The sequence below is a fragment of the Streptomyces sp. NPDC002853 genome (assembly GCF_053591915.1).
Genome location: NZ_JBSFUS010000002.1, coordinates 319,458 through 346,050, shown reverse-complemented (window position 1 = coordinate 346,050; position 26,593 = coordinate 319,458). Strand labels below are relative to the sequence as shown.

The 26,593-nt window shown below is 67.8% G+C and carries 24 protein-coding genes and 2 pseudogenes; 14 read left to right on the top strand and 12 right to left on the bottom strand.

Features of this window, described 5'->3' with window-relative positions; translation table 11 throughout:
• Positions 1–23 precede the first annotated feature (23 nt).
• Complete coding sequence (locus tag ACWD02_RS06090; protein WP_451204956.1) at positions 24–479, top strand: MarR family winged helix-turn-helix transcriptional regulator; 456 nt, start codon at positions 24–26, stop codon at positions 477–479.
• Between the two features lie 319 nt (positions 480–798).
• On the opposite strand, the gene ACWD02_RS06085 is transcribed toward ACWD02_RS06090, so the two are convergent.
• A complete protein-coding gene (locus ACWD02_RS06085; protein ID WP_451204954.1) occupies positions 799–1,668 on the bottom strand; it encodes an MOSC domain-containing protein in 870 nt (289 codons plus the stop codon).
• Between the two features lie 568 nt (positions 1,669–2,236).
• Here ACWD02_RS06085 and ACWD02_RS06080 point away from each other — a divergent pair.
• The 3 genes from ACWD02_RS06080 to ACWD02_RS06070 all read left to right on the top strand — a co-directional run bounded on the left by ACWD02_RS06080 (position 2,237) and on the right by ACWD02_RS06070 (position 4,564).
• A complete protein-coding gene (locus ACWD02_RS06080; protein ID WP_451204952.1) occupies positions 2,237–2,866 on the top strand; it encodes a hypothetical protein in 630 nt (209 codons plus the stop codon).
• A gap of 393 nt (positions 2,867–3,259) precedes the next feature.
• A complete protein-coding gene (locus ACWD02_RS06075; protein WP_451204950.1) occupies positions 3,260–3,754 on the top strand; it encodes an allene oxide cyclase barrel-like domain-containing protein in 495 nt (164 codons plus the stop codon).
• Positions 3,755–3,925: 171 nt separating this feature from the next.
• Positions 3,926–4,564 (top strand): histidine phosphatase family protein, encoded by a 639-nt coding sequence (locus tag ACWD02_RS06070; protein ID WP_451204948.1) that lies wholly within the window; start codon positions 3,926–3,928, stop codon positions 4,562–4,564.
• A gap of 107 nt (positions 4,565–4,671) precedes the next feature.
• Here ACWD02_RS06070 and ACWD02_RS06065 read toward each other — a convergent pair whose 3' ends face one another.
• The gene (locus ACWD02_RS06065) at positions 4,672–6,639 is read right to left on the bottom strand and encodes a serine/threonine-protein kinase (protein WP_451204946.1); all 1,968 of its coding nucleotides are present in this window, start codon (positions 6,637–6,639) and stop codon (positions 4,672–4,674) included.
• 246 nt (positions 6,640–6,885) lie between these two features.
• Positions 6,886–8,370, bottom strand: a complete 1,485-nt coding sequence (locus ACWD02_RS06060) for an FAD-dependent monooxygenase (RefSeq protein WP_451204944.1) — start codon at positions 8,368–8,370, stop codon at positions 6,886–6,888.
• Positions 8,371–8,436: 66 nt separating this feature from the next.
• Between ACWD02_RS06060 and ACWD02_RS06055 the strand changes: the two genes are divergently transcribed.
• Positions 8,437–9,060 (top strand): TetR/AcrR family transcriptional regulator C-terminal domain-containing protein, encoded by a 624-nt coding sequence (locus ACWD02_RS06055; protein ID WP_451204942.1) that lies wholly within the window; start codon positions 8,437–8,439, stop codon positions 9,058–9,060.
• Between the two features lie 286 nt (positions 9,061–9,346).
• On the opposite strand, the gene ACWD02_RS06050 is transcribed toward ACWD02_RS06055, so the two are convergent.
• Complete coding sequence (locus ACWD02_RS06050; protein WP_451204940.1) at positions 9,347–9,601, bottom strand: hypothetical protein; 255 nt, start codon at positions 9,599–9,601, stop codon at positions 9,347–9,349.
• A 615-nt stretch (positions 9,602–10,216) separates the two neighbouring features.
• Here ACWD02_RS06050 and ACWD02_RS06045 point away from each other — a divergent pair.
• Both ACWD02_RS06045 and ACWD02_RS06040 read left to right on the top strand, forming a co-directional pair.
• Entirely contained in the window at positions 10,217–13,069 is a 2,853-nt protein-coding gene (locus ACWD02_RS06045; RefSeq protein ID WP_451204938.1) for a PQQ-dependent sugar dehydrogenase, read from the top strand.
• Between the two features lie 391 nt (positions 13,070–13,460).
• Positions 13,461–14,330 carry an IS5 family transposase gene (locus ACWD02_RS06040; protein WP_451204936.1) on the top strand — a complete coding sequence of 290 codons (870 nt, stop codon included), beginning with the start codon at positions 13,461–13,463 and terminating at the stop codon, positions 14,328–14,330.
• A 30-nt stretch (positions 14,331–14,360) separates the two neighbouring features.
• Here ACWD02_RS06040 and ACWD02_RS06035 read toward each other — a convergent pair whose 3' ends face one another.
• Positions 14,361–14,804 (bottom strand): nuclear transport factor 2 family protein, encoded by a 444-nt coding sequence (locus ACWD02_RS06035; protein WP_451204934.1) that lies wholly within the window; start codon positions 14,802–14,804, stop codon positions 14,361–14,363.
• A 207-nt stretch (positions 14,805–15,011) separates the two neighbouring features.
• Between ACWD02_RS06035 and ACWD02_RS06030 the strand changes: the two are divergent.
• A pseudogene (locus ACWD02_RS06030) lies at positions 15,012–15,204 on the top strand (IS3-like element ISAar45 family transposase); the annotation flags it as partial.
• 161 nt (positions 15,205–15,365) lie between these two features.
• Here the strand turns inward: ACWD02_RS06030 and ACWD02_RS06025 are convergent.
• From ACWD02_RS06025 to ACWD02_RS06010, 4 genes are all read right to left on the bottom strand, one after another.
• Complete coding sequence (locus tag ACWD02_RS06025) at positions 15,366–15,626, bottom strand: hypothetical protein (protein WP_451204932.1); 261 nt, start codon at positions 15,624–15,626, stop codon at positions 15,366–15,368.
• The gene (locus ACWD02_RS06020) at positions 15,623–15,928 is read right to left on the bottom strand and encodes a hypothetical protein (protein WP_451204930.1); all 306 of its coding nucleotides are present in this window, start codon (positions 15,926–15,928) and stop codon (positions 15,623–15,625) included. Before ACWD02_RS06020 ends, ACWD02_RS06025 begins: the two co-directional genes overlap by 4 nt.
• Positions 15,929–16,605: 677 nt before the next feature.
• A complete protein-coding gene (locus ACWD02_RS06015; protein WP_451204928.1) occupies positions 16,606–17,679 on the bottom strand; it encodes a TerC family protein in 1,074 nt (357 codons plus the stop codon).
• Between the two features lie 814 nt (positions 17,680–18,493).
• On the bottom strand, positions 18,494–18,748 hold the full coding sequence (locus ACWD02_RS06010; RefSeq protein ID WP_451204926.1) for a hypothetical protein: 255 nt from the start codon (positions 18,746–18,748) through the stop codon (positions 18,494–18,496).
• A 157-nt stretch (positions 18,749–18,905) separates the two neighbouring features.
• Between ACWD02_RS06010 and ACWD02_RS06005 the strand changes: the two genes are divergently transcribed.
• The 3 genes from ACWD02_RS06005 (at position 18,906) to ACWD02_RS05995 (ending at position 21,467) form a co-directional block, all read left to right on the top strand.
• Positions 18,906–20,156, top strand: coding sequence for an MFS transporter (locus tag ACWD02_RS06005; protein WP_451204924.1), 1,251 nt, complete (start codon positions 18,906–18,908; stop codon positions 20,154–20,156).
• Positions 20,153–20,407 (top strand): DUF4240 domain-containing protein, encoded by a 255-nt coding sequence (locus tag ACWD02_RS06000; RefSeq protein WP_451204922.1) that lies wholly within the window; start codon positions 20,153–20,155, stop codon positions 20,405–20,407. Before ACWD02_RS06005 ends, ACWD02_RS06000 begins: the two co-directional genes overlap by 4 nt.
• Before the next feature lie 511 nt (positions 20,408–20,918).
• Positions 20,919–21,467 (top strand): hypothetical protein, encoded by a 549-nt coding sequence (locus ACWD02_RS05995; protein WP_451204920.1) that lies wholly within the window; start codon positions 20,919–20,921, stop codon positions 21,465–21,467.
• A gap of 496 nt (positions 21,468–21,963) precedes the next feature.
• Here ACWD02_RS05995 and ACWD02_RS05990 read toward each other — a convergent pair whose 3' ends face one another.
• Entirely contained in the window at positions 21,964–22,845 is an 882-nt protein-coding gene (locus ACWD02_RS05990) for an NADP-dependent oxidoreductase (protein WP_451204918.1), read from the bottom strand.
• 137 nt (positions 22,846–22,982) lie between these two features.
• Between ACWD02_RS05990 and ACWD02_RS05985 the strand changes: the two genes are divergently transcribed.
• Positions 22,983–23,918, top strand: a complete 936-nt coding sequence (locus ACWD02_RS05985) for an AraC family transcriptional regulator (protein ID WP_451204916.1) — start codon at positions 22,983–22,985, stop codon at positions 23,916–23,918.
• Positions 23,919–24,107: 189 nt separating this feature from the next.
• Positions 24,108–24,860, top strand: a pseudogene (locus tag ACWD02_RS05980) (winged helix-turn-helix domain-containing protein); the annotation flags it as partial.
• Here the strand turns inward: ACWD02_RS05980 and ACWD02_RS05975 are convergent.
• Positions 24,759–25,172: a LexA family protein gene (locus ACWD02_RS05975; protein ID WP_451204914.1), complete on the bottom strand. Its 414-nt coding sequence runs from the start codon at positions 25,170–25,172 to the stop codon at positions 24,759–24,761. The pseudogene ACWD02_RS05980 and the gene ACWD02_RS05975 overlap by 102 nt on opposite strands.
• Entirely contained in the window at positions 25,169–25,369 is a 201-nt protein-coding gene (locus tag ACWD02_RS05970) for a hypothetical protein (protein WP_451204913.1), read from the bottom strand. Before ACWD02_RS05970 ends, ACWD02_RS05975 begins: the two co-directional genes overlap by 4 nt.
• Positions 25,370–25,632: 263 nt before the next feature.
• Here ACWD02_RS05970 and ACWD02_RS05965 point away from each other — a divergent pair, with 263 nt between their 5' ends.
• On the top strand, positions 25,633–26,457 hold the full coding sequence (locus tag ACWD02_RS05965) for a phosphotransferase family protein (RefSeq protein ID WP_451204911.1): 825 nt from the start codon (positions 25,633–25,635) through the stop codon (positions 26,455–26,457).
• The last annotated feature ends 136 nt before the right edge of the window (positions 26,458–26,593 follow it).

The following is a 26,593-nucleotide window of genomic DNA, read 5'->3' as shown; positions in this document are numbered from 1 at the left end:
ACGCGTGCCTCCTGGGAGTGTGTATGGACGATCGGAACCCGACCATGAGCCTGGTACACCTGCTGCGCGCGGTGACCCTCGAGTTCGACCTGCTCGGCGCCGAATTCGCCAGCCGCCACGGCCTGCACCCCACCGACGTGCGCGCCTTGATCCACCTGCTGGACGCGCACCGGGACGGCACCCCGGCCACGCCCGGCTGGCTAGGCCGACAACTACGCCTGAACTCGGCCGGCACCACGGCGCTCGTGGACCGGATGGAGCGGCTCGGACTGGTGAGCCGCAGCAGGGACACGGCTGATCGACGGCGGGTGCTGCTCGAGGTCCAGGAAAAAGCCACCGAACTCGGCTGGGCCTTCTTCGGACCAGTCATCGGCGAAGTAGTGGCCGCCGCCGAGAGTTTCGACGAGCGCGAGCTGGCGGCGGTGCGGCGCTTCCTGACCTCGGTACTGCACTCCACCCAGCAGGCACGCGCCATCTGACCGCCGCGGCGACGCGGTACCACTCGCCCCGCCACCTACGCTTCGGCCCTTTGCCGCAGGTCACCGGAGCCTTCAGGGCGACTGGGCGGGTGGCTTGCCTGACGTCTGAGCGTTGCGCGGGGGAGGGGGTTGACTGTCCCCGCCACCCCAGGGGGATACGTGAACTTCTCGCCGGTTGAGGGGCGTTGGAGCGCTCACGGCGGTGTAGATCCACCCGCAGGTCGCACGGACGCGGTCGAGTTCGGTGCCGCGAGGGGCTCGTACGCGAGTGGCCCGTTGTGTCGGGGCACCGGAAGGTCATGGGGTGACTCAGGAGTTTTTACACAATGGCGTCGCCCCACTCCAGGATGGCCGCCTCGTTGCCGACCGACAGCTTCCCCGGCGTGATCACGGAGAACTTCGCGCCGAACGCGACGCCGCCGCACGCCCGCCGGTAGCTCGCGAGTGTGCGCAGTGGCTCCGGTCCCCGCCTTGCTCCGGCCTCCTGCTCGACCAGGGTGACGGCGCAGCGAACCGCGAGCTTGGCATAGCCCAACTCGGCATCGCCGATGGTGATGCGGCGTGCGCGGTCCTCGGCGTGCGGCAGCGCGGCCCAGTCGCCGCTGTCGTGGTCGTGACCGCCGTGGCTTGCGACGACGATGTTGGGGCGGAATCGGTTCATCGACAAGGTCGGGGCTCCGCGCTCGGCCATCCGCTGGTTGAGGAGGGCCAGGGAGGCGCGGGACAGCAGGTGCACCGCACTGCTGTCGGCGTAGCCGGAGGGGCCAGGGGTCAGGCCGTCGGCGATCCGGTTGTGTTCCGGCGGCACGCGGACCAGACGGCTGGGGGTGCCCAGGAACTCCGATAGCCAGGCGGCGGCTTGGTTGCCCTGGTCGATCCCGGTAAAGGCGGTGCCGAACAGATCGACGTCGCGGCGCGGCGCGGATGTCGTCACGTCGAGGCACAGCGTGCCGAAGCGGCCCGTGCCGTCGCCCGCGTCGAGCGTGAGCCGAGTGCCGTCGGTGCTGACGATGGGCCGGATCAGGGCGAGGCGGGGGTGGCGGCGTTGCGTGCGGAAGATTCCATCCTCGCTGACGACCATGAAGCTGCGGTCGTGGGCAAGGCCCGCCGGCGTCAGGAGCCCATCGCTCATCGACGTGCCCGCACACCCCTTGATGGGATAGCAGATCAGATCTACGACGGTGGCCATGCGCCGTCCCCCTTCGGTCCGCGACCACAGTAGAACGTACGTCGTTATGAGGTGACGTCATTGGCCCGGCAGCGCGCCCCACCGGTTTGGAGCTCATTCCGGTCGACGGTCACGCACATGCTTCAGGTCGCGATTTTCCGTGCATCCCCGCGTGGAGGTGTGAGTGCGGGAACGTTTGTCGTGAGGATTGCCCTGGTCTCGGATGTCGGGCCCCCATCCAACAAGGCGGGGCGCGTTGTCGGCTCGCCATTGCGGGGCGGTTCGACCAGCGTGAACTCGCCCGGCGCCGGCAACTGAGCGCAGTGGAACGTCGCCATTGCCGCCACCCATGTACGTGCCTTCACCACACCATGACCCATTGGGATGTGGCGCGCTGCGATCCGCGCTGACGCAGCAGAAACTGTTGCGCCATTACGAAGTGCCGGACGCCGCCCGGTGGGCGTCGGACCGGCCGTGACGGGTCCGCAGGCCGGGGTGTCTGGCCCGCTCCTGTTGCCGCCGCGCAGACGCGTTGACCAGCGGCGTATGCTGCGCATGCCCGTAAGCAGGGCTGTATGAGGGGGCGTTGATGAACGATTTCCAAAGCGCCGGCCCGGGGGCGGCTCAGCCCGCAGACGGCGCCGACGAACAGGGGGCGGGGGAGCTGTTGCCGGCGGACGGAAGAGCGGCGTCCACCAGCGAGTCGGGCCGACAGCGCAGGCCGTTGTTGCGTCTGGCGGCTGTGGTGCTGGCTCTGACGGTGGTGGCCGGTGGAGTTGTCTGGCTCCTGCGCGATGACTTGTTCCATCCGTTCGGCGACGTGAGGGCGTGCGAGGGAAGCGAGGTGCAGTTGCCCGGCGTGATCGTGGCCGGTGGCGCGCCGATCCCCGATGGTGCCTCTGACGTGCAGTACTTCACTGGCGGCGGCATCGCCGAGGTCACTTTCGCGAGCAACCTCACTCCGGACTACCTCCACCGCGCAGGGCTGCTCCCCGAAGATGCATCCCCGTTCGACGAGCGGTACGGCACCAAGGGTGTCGCCGAGGATGAGGTCAAGCTTCCCGACGGGCTTTGCGGTTCCTCCCTGCGCGGTCCGGTAAGGATCTACCACCGCACCGGTGAAGGCCCGGGCGTCAACGTCATGGTCGAGGTCTCTCCCACCAACCCCGGCGTCTTCCGGGTCCCGGCCCGTACCGTCATCACCTACGACCTCCCCTGACGTGCACCCAAGGTCATCAGCACGGATCGGTCATGCAGTAGGCAAGGCGCCACCGGAACCTGTGACGTTCCGGTGCTGCCTGGCACAGGTTCGCCGGAACATGTGCGTCTTGCCGAACGACTTGTGTGAGGCGACGGCGACGCTGTTCTTCTGCTCGCGTTCGGGTCAAGACCTGGACAGCGAGACACCTAGCTCGGGGTCGGGACGCGGTCCCTGACGCCTGCGGCGGACTGGGAAGACGCCGATGAAGTGTGGGTCTCGTTTGACGCCCGGTGTGCAACGACATGATGCCGCCGGTGCTATGTCGTCATGATGGTGTTGGTCTTGGACGCCTCAATGTGCCGGCCATAGCGTCGAGTTGTTCGCACGCGTCGATCACCATGAGGAGTTTCGATGATGGGGAACAACCGTAGCCGGAGCTTGGTCAAGCCTTTCGCCGCTCTGTCGCTGGCCGCCGTGGCGATCGGCGTTTCCACCGTTGGGGGCGCACATGCCGATGCCTTGGACAAGAGCCGGGTCGAGGTTATTGAACTGCAACTGAAGGACCTTGAGTACGAGTCCGTCGATGTCGGCGAGGCGGGGCCGAGCCTGGGCGACATGAGTGTCTACTGCGCCACCGCGGTGGAGAACGGCCGCGTCGTGGGTCGGGGGGCCGGGACGTCTCAGGTCGTGTACGTCAGAGGTGGGAAAGTCACGTCGCAGGCTGTGATCACGATCGAGCTCGAACGTGGCGCCGTGACAATGCAATCGCTGCAGCCGAAGGAGGCGAGTTCGCTCGACATGGCCATTACCGGCGGCACAGGTGCTTTCAAGGACGCCCGGGGCAGTGTGCGTTACTGGGACATCAACACGCCGCAGGAGAGGCTGCGCGCCGAGATCCTGCACTGACGAGGGGAAGGGCCACCGGGCCCGCAGCCCCGCACCGTCAGATCGCCACTGCCGTGAAGGCGTTCTCGATGCCGGAGTGGAGCCAGTTGGGGTGTAGCAGGTCGTGACTGCAACCGGCCAAGGGAGAGTGGGCCGTGTGCAGGGACGTCGGCAGCCGAAGGGCAGGCTCTTGTGCGCACTCTTTATGTCGTCACCCACCCAGAGGCAACGCACCACCTCTGGGGAGTCCTCGGCGGATGGCAGGATTCGCACCTGACGCCTTCCGGGGTTCGTGCTGCGGCGTCCATCGCCCAGGCTCTTCGGGTTCAGGTCCCGGACGGCACCGAGATCGAGCTGTTCTTCTCGGACCTGCAGCGCACGCGTCAGACCGCCGAGTCGGTTGGCGCACTATTGGACGCGAAGCCGGTCCTTGACCGCCGGTCGCGGGAGAAGTCCTTCGGTGAAGCAGGCGGGAGGCCGCGGGAGTGGCTGGCCCGGCGCTTCATCCCACCGCCATTTGTCGGGGAGCTGATGGACCATGACGAGGGCGTGGAGGGCGCCGAGACGAAGGCGCAGTGGGTACATCGCATCTATGCAGCCATGGACGAGATCCTGCAGCGCCCCTGCGAGCACGAGATCATCGTGACGCCCGGCGGCTCGCTGACCTTCGTCCTGGCCTCCTGGATCAAGATGCCGATCGAGTCGGCCGACTGTGTCAGTTTCCGGGCCCCCTCGGGCAGTACCACCACGTTGCGCGAAGACGACTTCTTTCATAACCGCCGAGTCGTCAGCCTTGGTGACACTCGCCATCTCTCTGCCGGGCAGCGCTGAACATCCGACCGGGACCGTTCAGCAAGATTTTGGCGCACCTGTGTGGCTGGTGGGCCGTCCCGGGTGGAGGCTGCCTGGCCCTGGGCGCGAGGATCTCGCAATCGGGATCAGGGAGTGGCGCGCTGAAGGCCGCCGGAGCCGACGGCGGCGACTCCCTGGGAACCCATGGTGATCATCCCCAGGTGTTTGTCGTCAGTCCCCGTTGTGTACATCTGGGCGGGCAGGGAAGCGGGGCAGGTGGAGTCGTCCGGTGGGGATCCCGGCTCCAGGTTCGTGGTGAAGAGGATGTCCTTCTTTTCGCCGGATACCGAGAACACGCCGCCCTGGTAATAGCACCATGTGGCCTTGCCGGGTTTCCCGGCCTTGAGGGAGACGGCGACTTTGCTGGTGAGGAGCACGTTTCCCGGATCGACGGTGACCGTCTGGAGCTGGAGGCGCCGGTCTGGCGAGAAACCGCCGTCGTCCTGCCTGAGTTGCCAGTGGCCCGTGAACGCGGTCGGCACCTTCTGCTGAACGGCGCGCTTCGGTTTCTTGAACAGCGTGACCGCCACGTCGCCGAACTCCCACTTGAGGGTCGTGCCCTCGCTGCTGTCCGCAACGAGGCTGCCGGCCCGCTGCCCCGCGCACGCGTCCTTCTCCGATGCGGGTGCGCCGGTCCGCAACTTCGGCGTGCCAAGGACCAGCCGGTCGTAGAACTCCTTCTTGACCTTTACCGGGGCGGATTCCACCATGCAGAACCGCTCGGAGTCGACCGTCTGCACAGCAATCTTGTCGTCGCCGGGCAGGATCTCGACTCGTACGACGCGATCGCTCTTCATCGCGCCCTCCTTGGCGAGCTGACCCTCCCATGTGCCCGAGAACTTGCGCGGGACAGTGTCATTGGTGAGCCTGCCCGCTGCCTCAGCTGCCTCCCCTTTTCCAGCTGCTCCACCACTGCCGCTGCTGCCGTCCCCCCACGGGTCAAGCGCAACCAGCCCACCAACGGTGGCGATCACTGCGGCAGCCACCCCTGCCGTGATGGCCGTACGGCTGCGGCGCCGTACGGGGGCTGACGGCTGTGGGGCCGCAGGGGGCCGCGCGGGCATGGTCGGGAAGGAAGGCGACGGCGCCTCGGGAGTGCGAACCGTGGCCGGGTGGCCTTGCGATGCGTCGAAGGCGGCCGGCGCCGGGTCGTAGTCCAGCAATTCGGCGGTACGGCGAGCCAGTTGAACGAGCACCTCACCGGGCAGCCAGGGCTCGGTCGCCCTGTCCTCGGTGCGCTCGGCTATCTGCTCAGGAGTGGGGCGCTGGTGCGGGTCCTTCGCCAGGCATTCCCGCACGAGATCCACCAGTGAAGAGGGCACGTCGCTCAGGTCCGGCTCGTCCTCGGCCACACTGAACAGCTGGGCGGCGAGCCCACCCTTTCCACCCGCGCCGAACGGCTGACGCCCCGTGGCTGCGTACACCAGGACGGAGCCGAGGCAGAACACATCGCTGGCCGCGGTGAGTTCGCGACCGCGGGCCTGCTCGGGGGACATGAACCCCGGTGAGCCGATGACCATGCCCGTGCGGGTCATCGCTGATTCCGCGGCCATCGTGTCCAGGCCGTCGAGGGCCCGCGCGATCCCGAAGTCGATGACACGCGGCCCGTCGACCGTGACCAGGATGTTCGACGGTTTGAGGTCGCGATGGATCAACCCGCCGCCGTGTACGGCCTTCAGGGCGAGGGCGAGGCGGCCGGCGAGGAAGCGCACGGAACGCTCGGGGAGTGGGCCGAAGTCCTGTGCGACCGCGGTGTGCAGATCCGGGCCCGGGATGTACTGCGTGGCAACCCAAGGGACGACCGCTTCGACGTCGGCGTCGAGAACAGCCGCGGTCCACGGCCCAGCCACACGCCGCGCGGCATCCACCTCGCGCGCGAACCGCCTCCGGAAGTCGGGGACTTGGGCGATCTCGCTCCGCACGACCTTGAGCGCTACTGTGCGCCCTCCCTCTGACCGGCCCAGATACACGCGGCCCATGCCGCCTTCGCCGAGCAGGCCCAGGAGCCGGTACGCCCCGATACGTGCCGGATCGCCGTTGCCCAGTGCCTTCACGCCGTCCCCCGATGTCTACCGCACCTGACCGAAGGTCAAAGTACATCACTCGCAGGGGGCAGGGATGGTGGTCCGCTGCTGCGTGGTGCGCCCAAGGTTCCCGCAGCAGCACCTGCCACCAGCGCCTGCTTGGCAGGGGCAGCCTTGGTGGGCGATGCGGCCGCGCGCACGTGGTCGGCACCGTCCCGGTGGCTGGAGACCGCCACCGGCGTAAGACTTCACAGCCCCTGTGCGCAGGGATTGCGGTCAGTGGGCGGCCGACGTCCGGTGGGTGGTGGCGAGGGCTGTGGTGAGGCTCTGGGTGAGGGAGGTGTGGTCGCCTTCGGTGCTTGCCCAGGCGACGTGGCCGTCGGGGCGGATGAGGGCGGCGCGGATGTGGATGTACTCGGCTGGTGGCTGGTGTGCGATGGCGGTGTGGACGTGCAGTCCTTGGCGTGTGTATCCGGTGAGGCGGCCGTTGCCGGTGAGGTCCAGCAGGAGGTGGCGTTCGACGCGCAGCAGCGCGAACAGGCCGGTCTCTCCCAGGGTGAGGTCGGGGGCGCGGGTGCCGGTCAGCGGGTGGTGGTCGCCGGGGGTAGTGGGCGGGTAGGTGACGGCCAGGGAGCTGACCTGGGCGGCCAGTTGGTCGTGGAGGGCGGGCAGGGTGGTGATCAGCTGGGCGAACAGGGCGCGCAGATCGAGTCCTTCGGGCGTGAAGGCACTCATCAGGGCGACCTGGGCGCGGCTGGTGGCGGTGAGCTCGGCGCCCACGGGGTGGCGTTCGGCATGGTAGGTGTCCAACAGGCCCGCGGGCGCCCAGCCGTTGAGGGTGGCGGCGAGCTTCCAGGCGAGGTTGGCGGCGTCTTGGATGCCGGCGTTCATGCCGACGCCGCCGGCGGGGAAGTGCTGGTGGGCGGCGTCTCCGGCGAGGAAGACGCGGCCCTTGCGGTACTGGCGGGCCAGGCGGGTGGCGTTGCCGTAGCGGGAGAGCCAGAGCGGGTCGCGCAGGCCGAAGTCGGTGCCGGCCATGGCAGTCACGTTTTCGCGCAGTTCGTCCAGGCTGAGCTCGCCGGGCCAGGTGGAGGTGAGGTCGCGGGGGGTGATGCCCACCAGGCGGTGGATGCCACCGGGCATGGGGACGGCCATAAGGGCGCCCGCTGGGCCGAAGTAGCTGTAGCCGGGGGCGGGCGGGGCGTCGAGGACCACGTCGCCCAGCCAGCCGAACACGGTGGATGGGGTGCCCGGGTTTTCGATGCCGGCCGCGGTGCGCACGGTGCTGCGGGCGCCGTCGCAGCCCACCAGGTAGGCCGCCCGAAGGGTGCGGGGTCCGTGCGGCGTGGCGGTGTGCACGCTGATGTGGTCCTCGTGCTCGGTGAAGCCGGTGACCTTGTGTCCGCGCCAGATGTGCGCGCCCCAGTCCAGGGCCTGGGCCTCCAGCAGCGCCTCGGTGCGCTCCTGGGGCAGGGCCAGGGTGTGGGGGAAGGGGCTGGGCAGGCGACGGAAGTCCAGGCGGGAGTCGAGGGCGCCGAAGTGGCTTGCGGGCAGTGGTATGCCCTCGCTGACGAAGGGCTGGTGTACGCCGCGGGAGGCAAGGATCTCGAGGGTGCGCGGGTGCACGGTCAGGGCGCGGGAGCGGCTGTCGCGTGCGCTGCGGGGTTCGATCACGGCGACGGTGATGCCCGCGCGGCGCAGTTCGCCGGCGAGCCACAGGCCCACCGGGCCGGCACCTGCTACGACCACCTGATAGTCCATGAGTTTTCTCCTCCTCGACACAGTCTTGGTCGATGACCAACGATTGCGGTGGAGTAAACTAGGTCGGTGACCAAGAAGCAAGCCGGGCAGCACACCGCGGGCCAGCTCACCCGCGCCGCCGTCATCGAAGCCGCCCTGCAGGTACTGGATGAGCGCGGCCTTGACGGGCTCTCCACCCGGGCAGTCGCCGAGCGGCTGGGGGTGCGCATGAACACCGTGCTGTGGCACGTGAAGACCAAGGCGCAGATGCTGGAGCTCATGGCCGACGCCATGCTCGCCGACATCCGCTACGACGACCTGCCCGACAATCCCGGCGCACGCGCCCGCGAGCTGGCCGGCCGCTACCGGCACGCCTTGCTCGCCCATCGCGACGGCGCCGCCCTGGTCACCGGCACCTACCCGGCCGAACCCCACACCCTGCGTTTCGCCGACCGCCTCGTCGACGCGTTCTTGAAAGCCGGCGCCGATGAGCGGCAGGCGGCGTGGACGGCCTGGACGGTGAACTACTTCACCCTCGGCCTGACCCAGGAGGAACAGGCGGGGGCCCAGGAGGACGACGCGCAGCTCGCCCAGGCCCTCGAACACGGCGCGTACCCCGCACTGCAGCACGTCCTGCCCCATCTCCGGCAAAACTTCGACGAGCGCTTCGCCTTCGGCCTGGAGGCGGTCTTGTCCCGCATCCCCCACTGACGGGCGCGCCGTCGCCGGTGCGGCATCCAGACGCCGCAACGGCAACGGCCCGCGCACCCGCACGGCTACGAAGTAAGGGACAGCCCGGACTGCTCATGGCGAGCAGGCGAAGTGCGCGTGGTCGTCGACGGCTTCACCTGCATTGTCACGATCCAGCAGGAGGTCCCCCGGTCCGCAGACCCGGAACGTGCTGGGAAGTTCGTGATCGAACTTTCCCACGATCGGGCTGGCCGCCGACGTCGCTGGGGTGACCGCAAGTGCTGGGTCCTGGAGGACGTACTGGGTGTCATCCTGAAGGAGGTTGAGGCGTTGAAGCTCTCGCGGAGGCCGGCGCCGACAACATCGGCGTCAGCGCGCACATAAAAAAACCGGCAGCGAGGCAGAGCGCCGCGCCACCAAGCACCGCCGTTCCTTCACCGCCCATCGCGTCGACTTCGCCGACCGGCAGGCCGTCAGCCACTTCGCGGAGCGAGTTGAAAACGACCGCGGTCTCGTCGACATCCTGATCAACAACGCCGGAAACTGAAATATCGTTCGCCACCCCTTGGCCGACTACTCCGCCGAGGTGTGGGACCAGCTCATCGAGGTCGACCTGACCAGCCAGTCCCTCCTCAACCGTGAGCTCAGCAGGCGGACGTGGGCCCGCGGCCACGGAAAGATCGTCTTCACCGTGTCTCCGGTCAGCTTCCGGGCGGGGTCTTTGTCCCGGCGTACACCGCTGCCATATCCGGCATCGCCGGCCTCACCAAAGCCCCGGCGAACGAATGGGCCGCGTCAGGCGTCTGCGTCAACGCCATCGCCATCGCCATCGCCCCCGGCTGCATCGTCACCGACAACACCGAAGCCCGGCGCAACGACGGGCCACCGCCGCGGCCCCGAGAAGTGTTCGGCGCGGCTGCCGCGCTTGCAGTTCGTGTATCGGGGGCGATACCGGGACGCAGTGGGGGAGCTGCAGCCACTTTGTCCCGCTCGTGGAAAAAGTATCGAGATCTTGTGCGAAGTGGGTTACGGAGTCCGTCAAAGCTCGCTAGCTTCCTTCCAACCAACCGGTCCCAGGTTCCTCAGGCCGGTCTTGACGGCGCGACGGCGCGCGCCGGTGAACCTCGGGCAGACCGGTGCGGCCTGCCGCCATCCCACCCCACTTTGGGAGACCTCTGTGCGCAGGAGACCGCTCAGACACAGACGCGTCCGTGTCTTACTGACCGCCGTTGCGTGCACCTTCGGCTTTCTGTTGCCGATCCCCTCGGCCAGCGCTGTGCCCGCGGATCCCGGCGGGCCTGACAAGACGCTCGCCGCTCCGGAGTTCCAGCAGGTCACGCTCGCCAAGGGCGTGGCCGAGACGGGCGAGCCGATGACGCTGGCGGTGCTGCCGAACCGCTCGGTACTGCACACCTCGCGCGATGGCACCGTCCGGCTGACGAACGCCGTGGGAACCACCACTGTCGCGGGAAAGCTGGACGTCTACAGCCACGACGAGGAGGGCCTGCAAGGCGTCGCCGTGGACCCCGGATTCTCGTCCAACCGGCACGTCTACCTCTACTACGCGCCCAAACTCAGCACGCCGGGCGGGGAGGCCCCGGCCAACGGCACGGCCTCCGACTTCGCCCCCTTCGACGGGGTCAACCGGCTGTCGCGGTTCGTCCTGAAGGCCGACGGCACCCTGGACCTCGCCAGCGAAAAGAAGATCCTTGACGTACCCGCTTCCCGCGGCATCTGCTGCCACGTCGGCGGCGACCTCGACTTCGACGCGGCCGGAAACCTGTACCTGTCCACCGGCGACGACACCAACCCGTTCGCCTCGGACGGCTTCACCCCGATCGACGAGCGCACCTCCCGTAACCCCGCCTACGACGCCCAGCGTTCTTCGGGCAACACCAACGACCTGCGCGGCAAGGTCCTGCGCATCAAGGTCAACGCCGATGGGTCCTACTCGATCCCCAGCGGCAATCTCTTCTCGCCCGGTGCCGCGAAGACCCGCCCCGAGATCTACGCGATGGGCTTTCGCAATCCCTTCCGGATGAGCGTCGACAAGGCAACAGGAATTGTCTACCTCGGCGACTACGGACCTGACGCAGGCAGCGCCAGCCCTACGCGCGGCCCCGCCGGCCAGGTGGAGTTCAACCGGATCACCAAGGCGGGCAATTACGGCTGGCCGTACTGCACCGGCGACAACGACGCGTACGTCGACCACAGCTTCGCCACCGGCACCTCGGGTTCGACGTTCAACTGCGCGGCCCCCAAGAACAATTCACCGAACAACACCGGCCTCACCGACCTACCCCCCGTCCAGCCCGCCTGGATCCCCTACGACGGCACCTCTGTACCGGAGTTCGGCGGCGGCTCGGAGTCCCCGATGGGCGGCCCGGTCTATCGCTACGACGCGGCCTCCACCTCCGAAGTGAAGTTTCCGCAGGAGTACGACGGCGACTACTTCGCCGGTGAGTTCGGCCGCCGCTGGATCAAGCGCATCGAGTCAGGCGGCGACGGCGTCGTGCAGTCCATCAACCCCTTCCGCTGGAGCGGCACGCAGGTCATGGACATGGCCTTCGGGCCGGACGGCGCCCTGTACGTCCTCGACTACGGCACCGGCTACTTCAGCGGCGACGAGAACTCCGCCCTATACCGCATCGAGCACGTCACCGGCGGGCGCGCACCGACCGCACAGGCGAAGGCCGACGTCACTTCAGGCAAGGCGCCCCTGCCCGTTTCCTTCTCCTCGGCCGGCAGTTCCGACCCGGACGGCGAAGCCCTCAGCTACGCCTGGACCTTCGGTGACGGCGACACCTCCACCGCTGCCAACCCCTCCCACACCTACACCTCAAACGGCCAGTACACGGCCACGCTGAAGGTCACGGACACCACGGGCAAGTCCGCTTCGGCTTCAGTGCACATCACGGTCGGCAACACCGCCCCCTCGGTCAAGCTGGACCTGCCCGCGGACGGAGGCATCTACGACTTCGGTGCCGCGATCCCGTTCAAAGTGACCGTGACCGATCCGGAGGACGGCACGATCGACTGCTCCAAGGTGAAGGTCAACTTCATCGTCGGGCACGACAGCCACGGCCACCCGCAGACCTCGGCCACCGGATGCACCGGCACGCTGCAGACGCTGGCGGACGGCGAACACGACCCCAACGCCAACATCTTCGGCGTCGTCGACGCCGAGTACACCGACAAGGGGGCCAACGACCAGCCCGCGCTGACCACACACGACCAGCACATCACGCAGCCCACCCACCGGCAGGCCGAGCACTACACCGACGCCTCCGGTGTCCAGGTGACCACGCACGGGCCCGCGCACGGCGGCAAGACAGTCGGATACATCGACAACGGCGACTGGATCTCCTTCAAACCGTACGCACTCGACAACGCGACGAAATTCACCGCCAGGGTCTCCTCCGCGGGGGCGGGCGGCACGATCGAGGTACGGGCCGGATCCCCGACCGGCACAGTGCTCGGCACGGCGACCGTGCCGGTGACCGGCGGCTGGGAGACCTTCCAAGATGTGACGACCGCGCTCGGCAGCCAGCCGGCCGGATCGACGGCCTTGCATCTCGTCTTCAAGGGAGGAAGCGGTTCGCTGTTCGACGTCGACGAGTTCTCCTTCACCACCTCCGGCGGCGTCCCTCGCTCGGGCGAGGTGAAGGGCGTCAACGGCAAGTGTCTGGATGTGGACGGCGCTCAGACGGGTGACGGTACGAAGGTGCAGATCTGGACGTGTAACGGGTCCGGTGCGCAGAAGTGGACCGTGGCGGAGGGCGGCACGCTGCGGGCGTTGAACAAGTGCCTGGATGTGTCGGGCGGGGACAGCGCGGACGGTACGAAGGTCCAGTTGTGGACGTGCAACGGGACGGGTGCGCAGAAGTGGGCGTCTCAGTCCGACGGTACGGTCCGCAATCCGCAGTCCGGCAAGTGCCTGGACGCGTCGGGCAGCACATGGAACGACGGAACACCCGTCCACCTGTGGACCTGCCACGCCAACCCCAACCAGAAATGGACCCTGCCCTGACGCACACAAGACGCTGAGTCAACCGACCTCTTCGTAAGTGCGCGCCCCCCGCTCACCAGCGTGAGCGGGGGGGGCGAAACGGTGACTACGACGGGGTGCCTTGCTGGCGGGTCTGCGCGCGGTCGGGTTCGACGTTCTTGTCGACATGTTCCCCGGGCGGCGCCAGGTGCTTCCGAGGGCGCCGGAGTACTGGTGCTGCAGCTCCAGCCGAGGGGATGCTGTCTTCGGGAAGACGACGTCATCGACGATCAGGGCGCTCTCGCGGTCCTGGAGGTGTTCGATGACGCAGGAGGCTGGTGTATCTCTGCGCCCTCAAGGACGTCTTCAGCAAGAGGATCGTCGGCTAGGCCGTGTATCGAAAGTGGATCTTGAGTTGTGATGATCACGGTTCATGGGGCGGGGAGATCTCACGGACGAGCAGTGGGCAACGCTGGAGCCGTTGTTGCCGAGGGGCATCAGGGCGGGACGGCCGCCGGTCTGGCCTCGGCGGCAGTTGATCGACGGCAGACGGTTCCGGACCGGAGTTCCATGGCGGGACGTCCCTGTTGAGTACGGGCCGTGGAGCCGGATTTACGACCTGTTCCGCCGATGGCAGCGAAACGGCACCTGGCAGCGGATCCTCACCCGGCTCCAGTCCCTGGCCGACGCGGAGGGGGCGATCGTGTGGGACCTGAGCGTCGACTCCACCGTCTGCCGTGCCCATCAGCATGCGGCCGGGGCGCGCCAGCAGGGCGACCTGCAGAAGGAACCACCGGGCGGTATTTTCGCCGGGCCCCGTGATCACGGGCTGGGAAGATCGCGCGGCGGGTTTACCACCAAGCTGCACCTGGCCGTTGAACAGGGCCAGAAGCCCATGTCGATCGTGGTGACGGCCGGGCAGCGTGGGGACTCGCCGCAGTTCGAGCCGGTGCTGGAGAAGGTCCGAGTGCCCCGCACCGGGCCGGGCCGACCACGCGTCCGTCCCGATCGGGTGCGGGCCGACAAGGCGTACGCCTCTCGCAGAAACCGCGCCTACCTGCGGCGGCGCGGGATCCGCTGCACCATCTCTGACAAGGCCGGCCAGGCGCGCAACCGCCGGAAGCTTGGCTCTCGTGGCGGGCGGCCACCCTATTTCGACCCGGCCGACTACCGTGAGCGTCACGCGGTCGAGTGCGGAATCAACCGCCTCAAGAGGCACCGGGCTGTCGCCACACGCTTCGACAAGCTGGCGGTCCGCTACGAGGCGACCGTCCTCGTCGCGACCATCAACGAGTGGCTGTGAGCAGCGTCTTCGCGAATGACCGGTGGCCTTTCACTGACCCTTCGCTTCGAATGCCTGGGCGACGGCCAGGCTGTCCTCGTAGACATGGTGCCGGGTGACAAGGCCGTCTGCGACGGTGATATGCAGAGCGAACCGCGCCTTGTAGGCACGTCCGGTGGGCCGGGCGGTCTGACGGATCTCGCCCAGCACGACCGCGTCGCTTCCGTCGACAAGGATGCGCTCAACCGCAGTCGCCACATGCTCCGGCACGTGGTATTCGGCAAGCTCGCGATAGTGGGCGGCCGCGTCGGCCCGGGTGGACCGGTGGCGGATCCACGGCGTGGCAGTACGGCCGTGCTCGGCCTCCGGCCAGGCGAGCTTCCAATCACCCTGCTCGGCATACATCTCGGCGATGCGCTCGGGGTTACCCTCGCCAATCCTGCGCAACAACTCCTCAACCACAGTGCGCGTGTTGGCCGGTGCGGCTATGGACATGACTGACCTCTCCGTCCTGGTCCGCGTCCTCCGACGCGGACGGATCACCAACCCTGCCAGCATCAGCCCGCCGAGACGATTACCTCAGACGTAAGGCGAGCAGATCACCAAGATCCACTTTCGATACGCGGCCTAGTCCGTCGACGCGCGGATGAGTCCCGCCTGGCCGCAGCCCCTGGGTAACGCTGTTGCCCGGCGCGGACAGGCGGGTGCATTCTGCACGGCGATCCCGGCGCGCAGTTCCGGTCATGGGAATTTCGTCCGGGCGCTCGACCACCACCAACTGGTCGGCTCGATAGGGCGGGTGGGTGCGGCAGGCGACAACGCGGCCATGGAGTCCTTCTCCAGCTTGCTGCAGAAGACCGTCCTCGACCGCCATACGTGGGCCGCTCGTCAGGAAGACCCACGTGTAACGAGCTCTATGAGCCTCTCAAGGGCGGCCTGTTCACGTGCATGCTGCTGTCATGACACGCCGGGGGCGACGGTGAGCAGCACATGTGAGCGTGACGCCACGCAGCACTGAACCCCCGCACCGGAGTGGCGAATTGCGGGGCGGTGTCGTCACTCGGCGAGGGGGTCAACGATCTCGATGACGGTGATGGTCACGGTGGTGTCGCTGACGAGAATCACGACGACGAGGCGACTGAGTCCCGCGGTGCGCACGCGGACGGGGCCTGGCACGTTTAGTGCGTAGGGATCGCTGACTTGCTCATGCTCTTCGGGGAGGCGGTCGAACAGCGCGATGAGCTCGGCCTGGTCGCCCACGGGAAGCCCGGCGATCTGGCGCCGGATGCTGGGCGGGACGATGAGCTCGTAGGTCACGCCGCGTTAGTCTGCCGCTTCGCCGTGTCCGCGCGCAGCTGGTTGAGGAAGTCACCGGTACCGCCGTCGTCCGCGTATTCGGGGGGCATCTCGCCCCCGTGCGTCTTGGCGTATTCGAGGACGGCGTCCACCCGGGGGGTGACGTCGTCACGCCAGCGTTCAACGAAGCGTTGCCAACGGGCCAGAACTTCGGGGAGGTCGGGCAGCGGCGTGAGGCTGGCCTGACGGAGGAACGTCTGCCGGACCTCGGCAACGGGGATCGCGTGGGCGATCGCGTCGATGGTCCACGGCTGGTTGCTCATGCCGTCCTCCCGATGCGTTTCTCGACTGAGTTCGCGGATCTGAATCCAGATGAGTTCGCGGTTGACACTAGGACCATACCGCCCGGGCGGGCGGTCGGTCGGGCGGGCGGGGAACAACGCAGGTCACGCTTCAACGCTGGCGGGAACGAACGCCCGTGTGCGGGCTGGACGGGGCCGTGTCCGATCTGAGGGCCCGGCAGTTGCGCTGATCATGTGGGTCGAGATCTTGTGTCGTGTGGGGGAGCGGCGTGTGGCGCTGTGGCGGGGCACACGCAGGGTCTTGACCGCCAGTGGCGGTCGGCCGCGTTCGCCTCCTCTCCTGCCGCCTCACGTCTGTGGTCGGGTCTTCGGCGTGCGGTACTCGGGCTGGTATTGGGTGCAGTCAGGGTTGTGGCACGGGCCCGGGCGCCAGAGGGGGACGAAGACTCCGCAAGTCTTGTGCCGTTTGATCTGGCTGCGGACGGGGCGACGGCAGGCCGGACAGACGTGGTCGGCCCGCGGTGGGGTCTCACGCATGGGGCTGGTCATACATTTCAATGTAAAGCGGCAGTAAAGTTTTGAAAAGCCTTTAAGGCGTCTTTCTGGACTTTTTACCTACTGGGGCTCATTCTCCGCGGCTCTCCGCTCTCCCCGGTGAAGCCGTTGTGTGCCGGGTGGTGCGGCGGAGTCTGGGCGCTCTAATTCCCTGGCTCGGGCGGCTCGGGCGGCTCGGGTGGCGGGGTGGAGCCGGCAGACGGTGGCCTTGGGGTCTCGGTCGGCGGCTCCCCGTTGTCCTGTCCGCCTTGAGGGCTTTCGGCGTTTGTGGCGCCAGCGTCGGCGTCGGCGGGGCGCCGCAGGCTCAGGATGACGGAGGCGGCCAGGATCGCGACGATCACGGCCAGGCTCACCGGGGAGGGGATCTCGGGCACAGCGGGGCTGATGATCTTGTGGGATGCCTGCAGGATGAGCTTGACGCCGATGAACGCCAGGATGATCGCCAGGCCCTTGCTCAGGTAGTGGAAGCGGTCCAGTAGCCCCGAGAGCATGAAGTACAGGGCCCGCAGGCCCAGGATGGCGAAGGCGTTGCTGGTGTAGACGATGAAGGCATCATCGCTGACGGCCAGTACGGCGGGCACGCTGTCCACGGCGAAGACCAGGTCGGCGGCCTCGATGGCTGCGACAACGGCCAGCAGTGGAGTTGCCACACGCTTACCGGCTTCTTTGACGAAGAACTTCGTGCCCGCGTATTCGTCGCGTACGGGGATGGCTTTGCGCAGCAGCCGCACGGCGAAGCTCGTGCCCGGATCGAAGCTCTCCTCCTCACCCTTGAGGATCTTGTAGGTGCTGTAGAAGAGGATGGCGGCGAAAACGAACAGGACGGCGGTGAAGCGGCTGACCACGGCGACACCGGCGGCGAGGAAGAGGCCGCGGAAGGCCAGGGCCCCGATGACGCCGAAGAACAAAACGCGGTGCTGGTAGGCGCGGGGCACCTTGAAGTACGCGAAGATCAGAGCGAAGACGAAGAGGTTGTCGACGGACAGGCTCTTCTCCAGCAGCCAGGCCGTGGTGTACTCCGTGCCGGCCGTCGAGCCAAGAACGAGGAAGACAACCACCCCGAAGACCATGGCCAGGCCGACCCATAGCCCGCTCCACGCGGCTGCTTCTTTGAACCCGATGACGTGCTCGTGGCGGTGGGCCAGCAGGTCGATGGTGAGCGACACGACCACCGTGATGGCGAACGCTCCCCAGAGCCAGAACGGCACATCGAGCATGCGGGCCTCGCAGTGATCCGCTGGGCAGGTCCCTATACCCGAGTTTGCCCCACCGCGCTGCGCGCGGCACACCGGGAGAGAAGACCATGCCATCAGTCCGCAACTGGAACACCGGGTCGCCGCCCCGGACTGCTCTTCGCCCGCACCCCTGCCACCAGCCCCGCGTGAAGTCCGCTGCCCGTCGCCGCGCGGATCATGTGCTCGGCGCTCCTCGCCGCAGCGATGGCGTGGGAGCGGTGCCCCGGACGCCGCTGAGCGACGAGCCGCTGCCCCGCGCCCGGCGTCGGCCGGGCCGGGCAGTCCTGTCTGGAGGCCAGCAGGCACACGCACGGTCCAGCGTGTGATGACCTGCTCGTAGCCTCCTTTTCCCCAGGCTGCGGTGTCAGTCACGCGTCCTGCCGCATCGAGGTTGTCCCAGGGCCCGACCTTGCGGAGCCACCGAGCCGAGAGGGTGCAGGGCAGGGGCACGGTGAAGCGCGGGGCACGTTTCGGTGCCGCACCCGGGGGCTCAATTCGGTCCGGCAAGGATCGTTGACGTTCGGTCTGTTCTGATGTTGGCTTCCGTGGCGCGGAAATAGGTTTCCGTGTTTCGGACTTCTGGGGGAGGGTGAGTGAGGAACCGTCGGATCGAGCTACTGGGCCCGCCAGCCATGAAGTTGGACGGTGTCGACGTACCGCTGACGAAGCCGCGTGAATCAACGGCTCTGGCCCTGCTGGCGCGGACCGTGGGGCATCGCATCAGCACGCAGAAGGTCCTGCGCGCGGTAAGGGAGGGAAGACCTTCCGGCCACCGCCACCAGTCAGAACTCGATCATCATGCACAAACCTGCGCGGCTACCTGGACGCTGGCAAGAGCGACGTGATCCGCACGAATGCGGGCCAATACGCCCTGTGCTCCGAAGTCTGCGGGACCGATCTGCGTGAAGCGGAGGCCAGGGTGTCCGAGGCCAGCGACTTTCTGCACTGGGCTGCCGCGCATCAAGACCTGGTCGACCTGCCGAAGCCGCGCGACGGTGTCACCGCCTTCCCCCGCCTCGTCGTAATCGACGCCACCACGGCGTTCTGCCATGAGCTGGAGGCGCGGGACGGGGTCCTCGTAGTGCCCGGTGGCTGCTTCCAGCACCCGGACCGGATCGGAGTGGATCCGGAGACGCCGCCGACCTGCTGGCAGAAGGGCTGCGCCGACTCGCTCTTCGCATTCGAGAGCACAAGGAGACCCACACGACGTGACCACTCGCACCGACGCCAAGGACACCGGCGCCGCACCTACCGAGCGGCCGCTCCGAGAACTCCTGACCCACCGGCCCTACTGGGTCTGGACCATCATCGGCCAGCTCGTCAACGCCCCGATCCTGATGGCCTCCATCGCCTTTGCGGGCCTCACCACCGTGGCGACCGGGCGAGCCGAGGACACCGGGGTCATGGTGGCCTCCCTCGTTCTCGCGGACGTCGTGTGCTCGGGGCTGGCCGGCAAGCTCATCGACGGCACCAGCGGCCGCCTTGTCCCCGTCCTGTCCGCGCTCCTCACCTCCCTGGGGCTGGGCGCCATTGCCGCGGGAGCTGCGCTCGGAGCCTCGTTGGTAGTGCTTTGTGCGTTCTGCGTCGTCGCCGGAGTCGGGCTGGCCGGGCTCACCGGGCTGACCCGCAGTCTGCTCAACAGTGCCGTACCTGAACGTCTGCTCGAGCGGGCTCTCGCGGTGAACGCCACCGTCATGGAGTTGCTCGTGGTGGGCGCTCCGCTCATCGCGGGCGTGGCGATCTACCTCGTCGGCTGGACCGGCGGGGTGGTGGTCATGGCGGCAGGCTCTGTGGTGCTGGCCCTGCTGCTGGCCTTCGCCAAGGGGGTGATCCGCCCTGCGAAGGAGCCGGATGCCCAGGGTGCCGACGCCAGAACCGCGTCGGCACCTCCACAGCGCCTGTGGACCCTGGAGTTCATCGCCTGGCTGATGGTGGGCGTCGCCTTCAGCCACACCTTGGGCGCGATCGAGACGGCAGCGCTGCCGCTGGCCGAGACCCTGGGAGCCGGTGCGTTCGGCGGCGGCACGATCATCGCGATCCTGGCCGGCAGCAGTGCGCTGTCGGGCCTTGGATACGCGGCACTGGCAGCCCGGCTCCCCGGCAGCTCGGCCCTGCGGGCCGGCGTCCTGATCTGCGTCGTTGCCGTGGCGGCCGTCCTGATCGGGCAGGTGAGCAGCTGGATTGCGATGACGCTCGTCGTTGCCCTGGTCGGCTTTTGTACGGCGCCGCTGAATGCGATCCGGTCCTACGCCGTGGAGAAGGTCATTCCAAAGAACCGTCGTTCGGAGGGGTTTGGCTGGCTCTACAGTCTCGGCGGCGCCGGCTTCGCGGCCAGCGGCATCGGACTATCGGTACTGCCGTTGTGGGTGGCACTGGCGGCGCCGGCCATCACCTGCGCCACGGCGGCGGCGCTCCTCGTGTTGGCCCGCAGGACGCCCGAACCGGCTGCCGCTGGTTGATTGCGCAGGGACGCGAGGTCTTCGAGCGCATAGTTGCCGACCCCCATGCCCTGGCAGAACTACCCATCGTGAGAACTTCAGCGGCTGATGGACTCGATCTCGAGTGTGAGGAGGCGCTGAGTCTTGTCTGGGACGCGCACATCATGGCAACCGGCAAACAACTCCCTGATGATGCGTTCACCATCCGATACCCGGAGCTGAACCCCACCTGGAACTTCGATTTCGACGACCACAGCGAAATCACCCGCTGACTGACCAGCTTGGCAGCTCTCTACCTGGAGTAAGTGGAAGCTCGCAATCACGAGGCGAGGTCAAGCAGCGGAGGGCGAAACTCCCGAGTGTCACTCTCCTTGACAATCTCAGGACGTGAACACACCGCCGCTGACGAATACGCGACACGGCAGACGCGAGCCCACCAGTCCCACGGCGGCAAAAAAAGCGCGAAATTCAACGCCCTGCTCACGAACGCGGTGACCTTCCACAACACCCTCGACATCGCCGAGACGGTCCGCCGACTCCAGAAGGAGGGGCTACATCGTCGACCCCGCGGACCGCTCACATCTCACCGAGCACATCCGCGCTCGGCGAGTACTCCACCCACGAACTCGGCATCCAACCCGAGGCGTACGAACCGCACCCGGACGTCGACTTCAGCCCGCTGCGCGGCGACGGTCAGCCGGAGGCCGCGGGCTACGGCCGGGCGGCGTGCCTCGACAGCAGGGCAAGATGTGGTACTCCGATCACCGATGGCAAGATCGGGTCATGGGAGTGAACATAGTCGTTGGTGCCCTCGTCGATGCCGAGGACGACGACTACATCGAGATGGTCCGCGCTGACTTCCTCGCGATCGGCGAGCTGCTGGAGCGCGCTGGAGCGCGGCAGTGGACTGAGCCCGACCTGGATGATGAGGAGGGTGCGGAGTTCGAGGCGTGGGGCTACTCGGGCTTGCACACCGTTCGCCGTCTCGCCGTCCACCTTGCAGCGGACGAGCGCCTGCCCGAACCGCTCGACAGGACCCGGCGGGCCACCGACGACCCGCTCCTGAGCAAGATGTACGAGGCTTTCCCGAGTGATCCTCCTGGACCGTTCGACCACCTGGTCCATCATTCGGACTGCGAGGGCTACTACGTCCCCGTCGACTTCGCCCACGTCATCGTCGACAAGAAGGCCCGGGGTGGCTACCTGGGCTCTTCTGAGGATCCGGCCGCCGAGGGATGGCAACGCTACCGCGTCGAATCCTACGTGTGTCTCCAGCTCCTCCGCGCCGCGAAGCTCTCGGTCTCGACCGGCGCAGCCATCGCCTTCAGCTGAGATCTACTTTTGTAATGCCGGTAGACACCGAGAGTCATAAGATCCGCACTCTCGCCGACGTAGGAGTTCGGCCAGGGGGCTTCGGAGAGGTAGCGGCGGTCGAAGACCTGCCACTCGTCGTCGAGTTCGCCCAGGACCCCGGCGGCGAGCCGGTCCAGGGCGGCCGCCCTCAGCCGGAAGGACGGCAGCCCGCGCCAGCTCTCCGGTGGGCACGCCGCTGATCTGCGCCAGCACCTCCTGCCCGACCCGGTCAGGAGAACGTCAGCCGTCGGCTGGTCCTCACTGCGTTAGTCGGGGCGCTGGTTGGTCTGCTGCCACCAGCCCAGCAGCTCCCGCTGCGGCAAGCCCCAGCCCGCGGCCAGGCTGCGCAGATACAACCAGGTCGTTTCCCCGCCCAGCGGGGGCCACTACCGGCAGTGGTCGTCAGCCAGGTACACGGGAACGTGCTCAGCTGGATTGGGTCGCGGGAGCCAGTAGCAGGGTCCAACCGCGGGGCTCAAGGTCTGATGATGACCTTGCCCCGGGTCCGACCGGCTTCGCTGAGGCGGTGGACGTCGGCAAGGTCGGCCAGTGGACGTGACTCGCTGATGTCGATGCTGACCTTGCCCGCGTGAACGAGGTCCACAAGCGCTGCCAGGTGTGCGACATCGTTGCGGGCGACCATGTGCATCGTGCTCACCCCGGCGTCGGCAGCCGGCTCGATCGGGGTTGCGATCGAGACGATCCGCCCGCCCGGCCGCGCCAGGGGCGCCAGAGCTGCGGCATCCGGCGGGCTCAGCGGGACCAGATTCAACAGTGTGTCCACCAGGCCGTCGACCGCGACGCCCACCGGCCCGGCGGTGTAGTCGATTACTTGGTCCGCACCCTGCTGCAGGACCGCCTCGGTGCTTCGAGCGCCGGCCGTGGCAATCACCTGCGCGCCCGCGTGCTTGGCAAGCTGCGTCACGAAGCCTCCGACTCCGCCACCCGCACCGTTGACCAGGACCCGTTGACCGGCCGTCACCTTGCCGTGCTCGAAAACCGCCTGCCACGCCGTCAGACCGGCCACGGGAAGTGCCGCGGCGTGCGTGAGAGGGATGGAAGCGGGCACCGTGGCCAGCACGGCAGTGGGCCCACGTACGTACTCCGCAGCCCCTCCGCTGTCGAGCCGCCCGATCACGCGGTCGCCTATGGCGAAGCCCTCCGCTCCCGCGCCGATGTCGGCCACAGTGCCGGCGACGTCCCAGCCGAGCGTGTAGGGCAGGTCCACGGGGAAGTACGCCTGCAGCAGTCCGGCGCGCAGCGCGGCCTCGGTGGGATTGAACGAGGTCGCGGCGACACGGATGAGTACTTCACCGAAGGCAGGCCGTGGTTGCGGAACGTCGTCGTAGCGGATCACGGATGCAACGCCGTACTCATGGATACGCGCGGCCTTCATCGTTGTCATATCGCGAATTTACGACCGCGTGGGGAGCCGATCCATGCGCCAAAGTGGCCCGTTCATACGCGTGCGTCTCGCACCCGTACTCTCAGCGCATGGATGTACTGAGCGACGTGGTCGCGGTGACGCGGACGGGCCGTCCTCGGTCGGCGCATGTGCGTTGGCATGCTCCGTGGGGCCAGGAGTTCGCCTCCGTCCCCGGGTCGGCGGGCTTCCAGGTGGTCCTGCAGGGTTCCTGCTGGCTACTGACCCCGGACGCGGAGGTCATCCAACTGGGCACGGGAGACGTGGTGTTCCTTCCCCACGGCAGCGGACACACCCTGGCCGACGGTCCCGAAACCCTCGTGACAGCCCCTGGCTGCGGCCCCGAGGACCATCAGCTGTCCGACGCCTACGCCTCGGTCAGTGTCGACCGGAGCGGGGACGGCGGCCCTGCGACCGTACTGCTGTGCGGGGCCTACCAACTTGACCCGTCCCGCACGCACCCGCTGTTGCTGACCCTCCCGGATCTGATCCACTTGCCGGCACAAGCGGGCCGTCATCCTGCGCTGCGCTCAGCCGTGGAGCTACTGGCCGCCGAGCTGGAGGCCCCGTGCCTGGGCATGGACGCCGCCGTCCCTGCGCTCCTGGACACACTTTTGCTGTCCGTTCTGCGCATCTGGTTCACCGAACAACCCGCCCGAGGTGCCACCACCGGATGGGCCGCCGCGCTGAACGACCCGCCCGTCACCGCTGCCCTCCATGCCATCCACCGAGACCCGGCAGCACCGTGGACCGTGGCGAAGCTCGCTGCGGAAGCGGGGCTCTCCCGGGCACCTTTCGCCAGACGCTTCGCGATGCTGGTCGGCCAACCGCCCCTCGGCTACCTGACCTGGTGGCGGATGACCACGGCAGCGCGCCTGCTACGCGAATCGGATGCACCGTTGAGGTCCATCGCCACCCAGATCGGCTACACATCCGAGTTCGCCTTCGCCAGCGCCTTCAAACGCACGTACGGGATGGCACCTGGCGCGTACCGGCGGGAGAGCTAAATCCCGCCGGCAGCAGGATGGCTCTGGCGCTCCGAGAGCGGCAGCGGCCCGGTCTCTGGGAGGACTTCTTCGCTCCCTTGCCGGACGCGGTCGCTGAAGGTGACCGGCTCAAGGCCCAGATCATCGCGGGGCGTGAGGACCTGCTGATCTCTTCGGAATGTTGTCGGAGAGGGTGACGTGTGGTGATCCCTGAGGCAGGCCGGTGGTACGCGGTACGCGCAGGGCGACGGACTGACCGCCGAGCGACGGCAGTTCGGGGAACGGATCCCGTTCGATACAGGGGAGCGGTTCGCGCGGGGCGAGGGAAACGCGGTGATCGCGAAGGATCTGCGGGTGAGTGAGCGGTCGGTGGAGCGATGGCGGCGAGCCTGGCGCGAGGGCGGCACGACCGCCTTCGCCTCGGCCGGATCGCCGAAACTGCCCAAGCTGACCGACGACCGGTTCGCCGAGTGGGAAGGAGCTGGCCAGAGGCCCGGCCGTGCACGGTTAGGAGGACCAGCGCTGGACCCTGGCGAGAGTCGGGCACTGATCTTCTGCAAGTTCGGACTGGACGTCTCACCGGCGGCGGCCTGGCTGCTGCTGCACCGCTACGGCTGGTCCTGGTTCCGGCAGTCGCCTGCCCGCGGGCACTTTAACGCGCCGAGTACGTCGTGGAGTTGTGGAACAAGGACGTGTGGCCGCAGGCGGAATGACCGCAGCCGCGCTCGGGGCCTTTCTCGTTTTCGAGGACGAGGCGGGGTACGGGATGACCCCGTCTCGGGCCCGCACCTGGGCCGGCGCGGAAACGCGCCGCCGGTGCGGGGGCGTGGCCGGTCCTGGCGCCGCTACTCGATCGCCACCCTATGCTGCTACCGGCCCGGCGAGCCCTCCCGGCTGATCTACCGGCCGCGCCGGCACCACAAGCACGCTACTGCGGCGCGGACCGCTGGCCAAGGTTGGAACCTGCTGATCCCTTTTGGTGAACGAGGTTGCCGGGCGGTATCTCAACCGCGCATGGCAAGGGCTGCGATGACGGTCAGATAGGGGATCGGGATGAAGCCGGTAGTCCCGCCAGCCGGTGCCGCTGGCTCGCACGACGGCCCCGGCCTGTTCGAGGCGGCGCAGCTGGTAGAGCACGGAGGAGGGGCTGGACAGCCCGACGGCGCGGCCGATCTCCCGGACGCTGGGAGCCTCACCCCGGTCGAGGATGTGGGCGCGGATGTAGGACAGGACTGCTTGCTGCCGGTCGGTGATGTCCCACGAGCGCCGGGTCATGATCGGTCCTTGGTGCGGCGGCGCAGGTCGGCCAGCTGGGCCCGCGGCACCTCTTGGACAAGGCGACGCGACAGGCCGATGAGTCGTCGGCGCAGGACGGTGTTGCTGGTGGCGGGGGCCTGGGTGAGAGCGAGGTAGGTGCGGGTCCAGTCGCGCTGGGTCTGCACGATGTCGCGGGAGTGTTGTGTGTGCACCATGCCCCCAGTAGAGCATATGTTCGATTTTTTGTGCGAGTCAGGTGCGCTGATCGCGAATGCACGATCGCTCCGCGCTCCACCGCAGCCTGACCGTGGACAATGAGGATTCTCGGCGTCGTCGACTACGCGGACATCGGCGAGCGACAGATGTGCTGCATCAGGAGTGCTGGGCACGCTCGCGGGGTCGTTGCGTACCTATGCGGATGATCCGGGCGCGGGGGAGCGGGGGTCTTCGGTGGTTGGCCCTGGCAGGATCGGGCGTCATGAGTTCTGATCCCTGGAGCACCCACACGATGGTGGTGGGCTCCCACAGCGTGACCAAGCGCTTTCGTGGCCAGGATCGCGAGCGTGGGAGGCGCGAGTGGCGTGCGCTCCGGCTGCTTGCTCGCTACGCGCCAGGGCTGGCTCCACGTCCATGGGAGGCAGATCTTGCCGGGGCAGAGCCCACCGTGGTGATGTCCAGACTGGCTGGCAGGCCCCTGCGGGGGTTGCTGCTCAACGACGACCAGGTCGAGGCGCTGGCGGCGGCGGTGACGAGGATGCATGCGGCTGTGCCGGCACGTGTTCTGGCCGGGATGGCGCTGCGTCCAGGGCATCAAGGAGAGCTGACGGCCCACATCCGCGGGTGGTTTCCCCAGGCCCGGCCTCGGGTCAACGGGCAGGTGGGGCGGGCGATGGACCACGGCATGGACTGGCTGGCCCACTCGGGGCTGGAGACCGCCGGCCAGCCAGACCTTCCCAGTGTCTTCGGCCCAGGGGACGGCAACCTGGCGAACTACCTGTGGGATGGGTCCCGCGTGCAGGTCGTCGACTTCGAGTACTCGGGCCGCAGCGATCGCGCTTTTGAACTGGCAGAGATCACCGAACACGTGGCCACCTGGGTAGAACAGCCCCTGAACGTGCCGCACTTGCTGCGATGCGTCGACTTAACGCCCGCTGAATCAGCTCGGTTGATGCAGTGCCGCCGCCTCCTCGCCCTCGTCTGGCTGTTCTTGCTTGCTTTCGACGACGCACACGCCGGCGTGCCAAGGAACCCGCCCGGGAGCGCTGATCGGCAAGCTGATCGGTTGATGGATCTGCTTGCCTGATCTCTGGAAAACGAACCGGCCGCCATATCGACTCCTCCAGCCGCAGCTACCGGTGCTCCGTCAACGTGCAGGTCATCGTGGGCGCCGACACGGCTGGTGGTCGCGACGGGCCAGCCGGTTCCGGCTTCCACCGTGG